7 protein-coding genes are annotated in these 4,715 nt (G+C 68.1%); 2 read left to right on the forward strand and 5 right to left on the reverse strand.

Annotation, left to right across the window (positions count from 1 at the left end; translation table 11 throughout):
* Nucleotides 1-172: 172 nt before the first annotated feature.
* Entirely contained in the window at nt 173-802 is a 630-nt protein-coding gene (locus tag V7067_RS15625; protein ID WP_334176829.1) for a DUF1134 domain-containing protein, read from the reverse strand.
* Between the two features lie 239 nt (nt 803-1,041).
* Here V7067_RS15625 and V7067_RS15630 point away from each other — a divergent pair, with 239 nt between their 5' ends.
* Nucleotides 1,042-1,656, forward strand: a complete 615-nt coding sequence (locus tag V7067_RS15630; protein WP_334176830.1) for a histidine phosphotransferase family protein — start codon at nt 1,042-1,044, stop codon at nt 1,654-1,656.
* A gap of 119 nt (nt 1,657-1,775) precedes the next feature.
* Here the strand turns inward: V7067_RS15630 and V7067_RS15635 are convergent, their stop codons facing one another.
* Nucleotides 1,776-2,477, reverse strand: a complete 702-nt coding sequence (locus V7067_RS15635; RefSeq protein WP_334176831.1) for a response regulator transcription factor — start codon at nt 2,475-2,477, stop codon at nt 1,776-1,778.
* Nucleotides 2,478-2,949: 472 nt separating this feature from the next.
* Here V7067_RS15635 and V7067_RS15640 point away from each other — a divergent pair, with 472 nt between their 5' ends.
* The gene (locus V7067_RS15640) at nt 2,950-3,348 is read left to right on the forward strand and encodes a flagellar export protein FliJ (RefSeq protein WP_334176832.1); all 399 of its coding nucleotides are present in this window, start codon (nt 2,950-2,952) and stop codon (nt 3,346-3,348) included.
* 69 nt (nt 3,349-3,417) lie between these two features.
* Here the strand turns inward: V7067_RS15640 and V7067_RS15645 are convergent, their stop codons facing one another.
* The 3 genes from V7067_RS15645 to V7067_RS15655 are packed head-to-tail and all read right to left on the reverse strand — an operon-like array spanning nt 3,418 to nt 4,534.
* On the reverse strand, nt 3,418-3,687 hold the full coding sequence (locus tag V7067_RS15645) for a ribbon-helix-helix domain-containing protein (RefSeq protein WP_334176833.1): 270 nt from the start codon (nt 3,685-3,687) through the stop codon (nt 3,418-3,420).
* Nucleotides 3,688-3,730: 43 nt separating this feature from the next.
* On the reverse strand, nt 3,731-3,943 hold the full coding sequence (locus V7067_RS15650) for a DUF4169 family protein (RefSeq protein ID WP_334176834.1): 213 nt from the start codon (nt 3,941-3,943) through the stop codon (nt 3,731-3,733).
* Between the two features lie 30 nt (nt 3,944-3,973).
* On the reverse strand, nt 3,974-4,534 hold the full coding sequence (locus V7067_RS15655) for an SspB family protein (protein WP_334176835.1): 561 nt from the start codon (nt 4,532-4,534) through the stop codon (nt 3,974-3,976).
* Between the last annotated feature and the right edge of the window lie 181 nt (nt 4,535-4,715).

The raw sequence follows: 4,715 nt of genomic DNA on the forward strand, positions 1-4,715 counted from the left end.
CCGCCAGAACCGCGGCCAGCACGATTCCCGCCTGCGTCAGATCGATCTCGTTCACAATGGCTGCCTCCGCGGCTCGTCAAACGTGGTGCGCCGGGGGCGTGCCCGGCCTTGCCATGCCGCCTCTTCCTGCAGAATGCGGCCGCGCTCTGCAAGCCCTTCCGGGCGCTGCCGCTCAGAACGGGTTCCAGGTCGGCTTTTCGCTGAACTTCAGATAGCCGACATTGACGCCCAGCCGGGCGCCGAGGCCGGCCCGCACCGGCACGATATAGGTCGGCTCGGCGTTCAGCACCGTCATGCCGAAGCCGCCGATGACATAGGCCGAACCGTTGATTCCCGCATAGCGGCGGAAGAGGTGCTGCAGCGAGGGCAACTGGTAGACCAGCATCATGACGCGCGCGCCGTCGCCGCCCCAGTCGAAGCCCAGCGACGGCCCCTGCCAGTAGACGCGCTGCGCCGCGGCATGGCGGCGATAGAGATCGCCCTCGCCATAGCGCAGGCCGGCGAGGAAGGCGCCGGAGGCCTCCGAGCCGAGAATATAGGCGTTGGGCTCGCCATACTGGCCGAAGGCGCGCTCCACCACGGTGGCGAGCCCGCTGGAGACCTGACCGAAGAAGTGATTGCCGGTCTTGACGATCTCGTCGGCGGAATAGGTGGTCTTGTCCTGCGGGGCGCCGGGAATGAAGCTCTGCGGCGGGTTCGGCTCCGGCAGAGCGGAGCCGTCATAGGTCTGGGCGGCAGCGGGGCCGGCGGCCAGAAGAAGGCCGAGGGCGGCGGCTGCGAGCCGGAGGGGCAGGGTGGTCATGCCGGCAACGTCCTTGAGTCTCGGCGGCACCGGCCCGCAGGGGCGGATGCGGTGCGCCAGGCGGAAGGGACAGGGCACCGGAGCATCAGCTCGCCCGGCGCCCCGGTCGGCGTCGATGGCCGCCGCATGCACGGGCGGTTGATGCCCTGCGCGGCGGCGTGTATGGCTCGGCCCCGACGGACATGCCGGGGCAGGCGGCCCCGGCAGCCTTGCGCGAGAATCAGCCGGAGTCGCAACCCATGAGCCTCGACCTTGCCGCGCTTCTGTGCAGCCGCATCTGTCACGATGTCATCAGCCCTGTCGGCGCCATCACCAATGGCCTCGAAGTGCTCGATGAAGACGATTCCGGCGACATGCGCGACGTTGCGATGGACCTCATCCGCAAGAGCGCCCGGCAGGCCTCGGCGCGCCTGCAGTTCGCCCGGCTGGCGTTCGGCTTTGCCGGATCGGCGGGCGCCTCGATCGATCTCAACGATGCCGAGCGGCTGGCGCGCGGCTATGTGGAGAACGACAAGACCAGCCTCGACTGGCGGGTGAAGCCGGCCCTGGTGGCCAAGGACCGCGTGAAACTGTTGCTCCTTCTCATCGTGCTGGCGCTGCAGGCCATTCCGCGCGGCGGCTCGGTGCGGGTGGAATGCCGCGGCAGCGCGGAGACCGATGCGCTGGAGGTGGCGGCGACCGGCTCCCACGCCCGCATTCCGCCGGGCATCGAGGCCCTCATTGCCGGCACCCAGAGCGAGCCGCTCGATGCGCACACCGTGGTGCCCTACTATTGCGGCCTCATTGCGCGGGCTGCCGGCGTCGTCGTGCGGATCGCCCGGGACGGCGACACCGTGACCTTCTCGGCCGGCTGAACCGGCCGGGCGGCAGAAACGAAAACGGGCCGGCCTCCTTCGTCTGGAAGGGAGCCCGGCCCGTTGCATCCCGTAAGCCCTCGGCAGGCCCGGGGGCGGTTCAGCCGCCCCGGCCGGCATCAGGCGCTGTCGCGCACCGGCTCGTCGGCGCCGTCGCGCAGCACGTAGCCGCGGCCCCAGACCGTTTCGATGTAGTTGTGGCCGTTGGTGGCCGCAGAGAGCTTCTTGCGCAGCTTGCAGATGAAGACGTCGATGATCTTCAGTTCCGGCTCGTCCATGCCGCCGTAGAGATGGTTCAGGAACATCTCCTTGGTCAGCGTGGTGCCCTTGCGCAGCGAGAGCAGCTCCAGCATCTGATATTCCTTGCCGGTCAGATGCACCCGCGAGCCGGCGACCTCGACGGTCTTGGTGTCGAGATTGACCACCAGATCGCCGGTCTGGATGACCGACTGGGCATGGCCCTTGGAGCGGCGCACGACGGCGTGGATGCGCGCGATCAGCTCGTCCTTGTGGAACGGCTTGGTCATGTAGTCGTCGGCGCCGAAGCCGAGACCGCGCACCTTGTCCTCGATATTGCCGAGGCCGGAAAGGATGAAGATGGGCGTCTTGACCTTGGAAAGACGCAGCGCCCGCAGCACCTCGTAACCGGACATGTCCGGCAGGTTCAGGTCGAGCAGAATGATGTCGTAATCGTAGAGCTTGCCGAGGTCGATGCCCTCTTCGCCGAGGTCCGTCACGTAGACGTTGAAGCGCTCGGACTTCAGCATCAGCTCGATGCTCTGCGCGATGGCGCTGTCGTCTTCAATCAGCAGTACGCGCATGCCAAATCCCTGTGGTTCGAACGTGTATCGGGCTTGGCGCCTCAGCCCCCGCGATGAGGGGGAGCGTCAGCGATAAGGACTGCTGCGTCGTCCCGCCTCGACGGTCGGCTTCAGGGTTAACAGATAACGAATCGGGCTGGCAACGTCTTGACGGGCTGAATTCACAGTCCGGCCGAACGGTCTGGAATCGTGTGTGGATTCCATGCAACCCCCGGGCCGTCCCGATCCTCGTGTGCCTGCCGCTGCGATGCCGCCTGTTCCGCCTGCTCCTGTCCTCAGCCGCCGATAGCCTGATGGCCAGCCTCGTTAGGAGCCATGGTTACCTAATCCGGTAAACGTTCCCTTACCGCGTTGCCTACTTTTTGCGGTGCGGACAAAGCAGGCTTTTGCGCCAACCATTTGGAAATGAATCAAGAACGATTTGGCAATGACTCGCTCGCTATCGTTTGTCGCACAAGCGGAGTGAGTTGCGATGAAGCCGAGAGAGAGTCTGATCCGGGCGAAACAGTTCCAGCTGGAAGACGCGCGCCGGCGCCTCGCGCAGATCGAGATCATGGTCGGCGAACTGATGCGCATGGCCGGCGAGCTCGATCAGCAGATCGAAATCGAGGAACTGCGCAGCGGCGTGACCGATCCCGACCACTATGCTTACCCGACTTTTGCCCGCGCCGCCCGCCAGCGCCGCGACAATCTGCGCGCCTCCATCGACGAGCTTTCCGGCCAGCGCGAGCGCGCGGCGCAGGCCGTGGCGGCGGCTGAAGCCGATTATGTGACGCAGATGCAGAAGGCCGAGCGCTCCGACGAGCGCGACCGCCGCGTCGGCGCCCGCGCCCCGGCCCGCACGGCTGCCGCCGCGCCGCAGACGCACTGAACGCCCGCCGCACCGGCTCCAATGGCCGGTCCGCCGCGGTGCAGTTGCGCAGTCGCCGCCTGCCGCGGCTCAGTCCCTGAGATGGTCCTGAACGGCCGGGCGATGACGCCCGGTGCCGGCCTCTCCGGCCAGTGTGCGGAAGTGGTCGAGCACCGCCACCCGCACCGCCGAGGCCAGACCGCCGGCCGCATCGTTGCTGCGGGCGCGGTCGATGCTGCCGACCAGCGCCGGAAGGCTGATGCCCCGGCCCCCGGCAATCGTTTCCAGCCCCGCCCAGAATGCCGGCTCCAGCGCCAGACTGGTGCGGTGGCCGGCGAGCGTCAGCGATCGTTTCTCCATCGCCTTGCCTCTGTCCTTGCCGGAAAGCCGGCGGCGGGTGCCTTCAGCAGGCGTCCCCGTCCTGCGGCGTGCCGGATGTGCTGCCTTCGAGCCTGTGGCCGGCCAGGCGGCGTTGCGCCGCCTCGGCCTCTGCGCGCTCGCGTGTCTTCTCGCTCTTGGTGCGGCCGGAGCGGGCGCGGCTGGCGGCCGCTTCCGCCTCCCGCTCCGCCCGGGCCCTGTTCTTGCGGGCCTGACGCAGGTTGATGATGTCGGCCATCGTCGTGCGCCTCCTGCTGCCGCCGGACGGTCAGGTCTTGCGCCGGAACGCATCGAGCGACACGACGGCGGCGCCGCCCTCGCTCTTCGCCGGCTCCGGCGCCCCGGCTTCCGCGGCCGGAACGGCGGCCGCCGCCGGGGCTGCCTCTTCGCGGGCTGTCAGGCCGGCGATGCGCGGCTCACCGGCCGCCGCCTCTCCGGCTTCGTCCTCGCCGGCGGTCTCCGTCTCTTCGTCACGATGCGGGTCGAACTGCAGCCCGAACTGAACCGAGGGGTCGAAGAAGCCCTTGATGGCGCGGAACGGCACATAGAGCTTTTCCGGCACGCCGCCGAACGACAGGCCCACCTCGAAGGCATGCTCCGTCACCGTCAGCCCCCAGAACTGGTGCTGCAATACGATGGTCATCTCCTCGGGATATTTCTGCTTGATCCGCGAGGAGATGCGCACGCCCGGCGCCGATGTGTCGAAGGCGATGAAGAAGTGGTGCTCGCCCGGCAGGCCGGCCTGCACCACCTCGGTCAGCACCTTGCGCACGACGCCGCGCAGGGCATCCTGCACCAGCACGTCGTATCGGATCAGATCCTCGGCCATCGTTGTTGCCCGTCCGGCTTGCTCGAAATTCAAACGAAGGGTGGCGCCCGCGCGCGTGTTGCAGCCCGCGGTGCTGTCCCTGCGGCGAGCCGGGGCGCAAGCCCGGCATTCCATCCTGAACCCGAACCGTCCTACCTCCGAACGGCGGTCGCGGCAACCGCACGGCCGCATGGCATGGCCG

This window comes from Pseudoxanthobacter sp. (genome assembly GCF_036822375.1).
GTDB lineage: Bacteria > Pseudomonadota > Alphaproteobacteria > Rhizobiales > Segnochrobactraceae > Pseudoxanthobacter.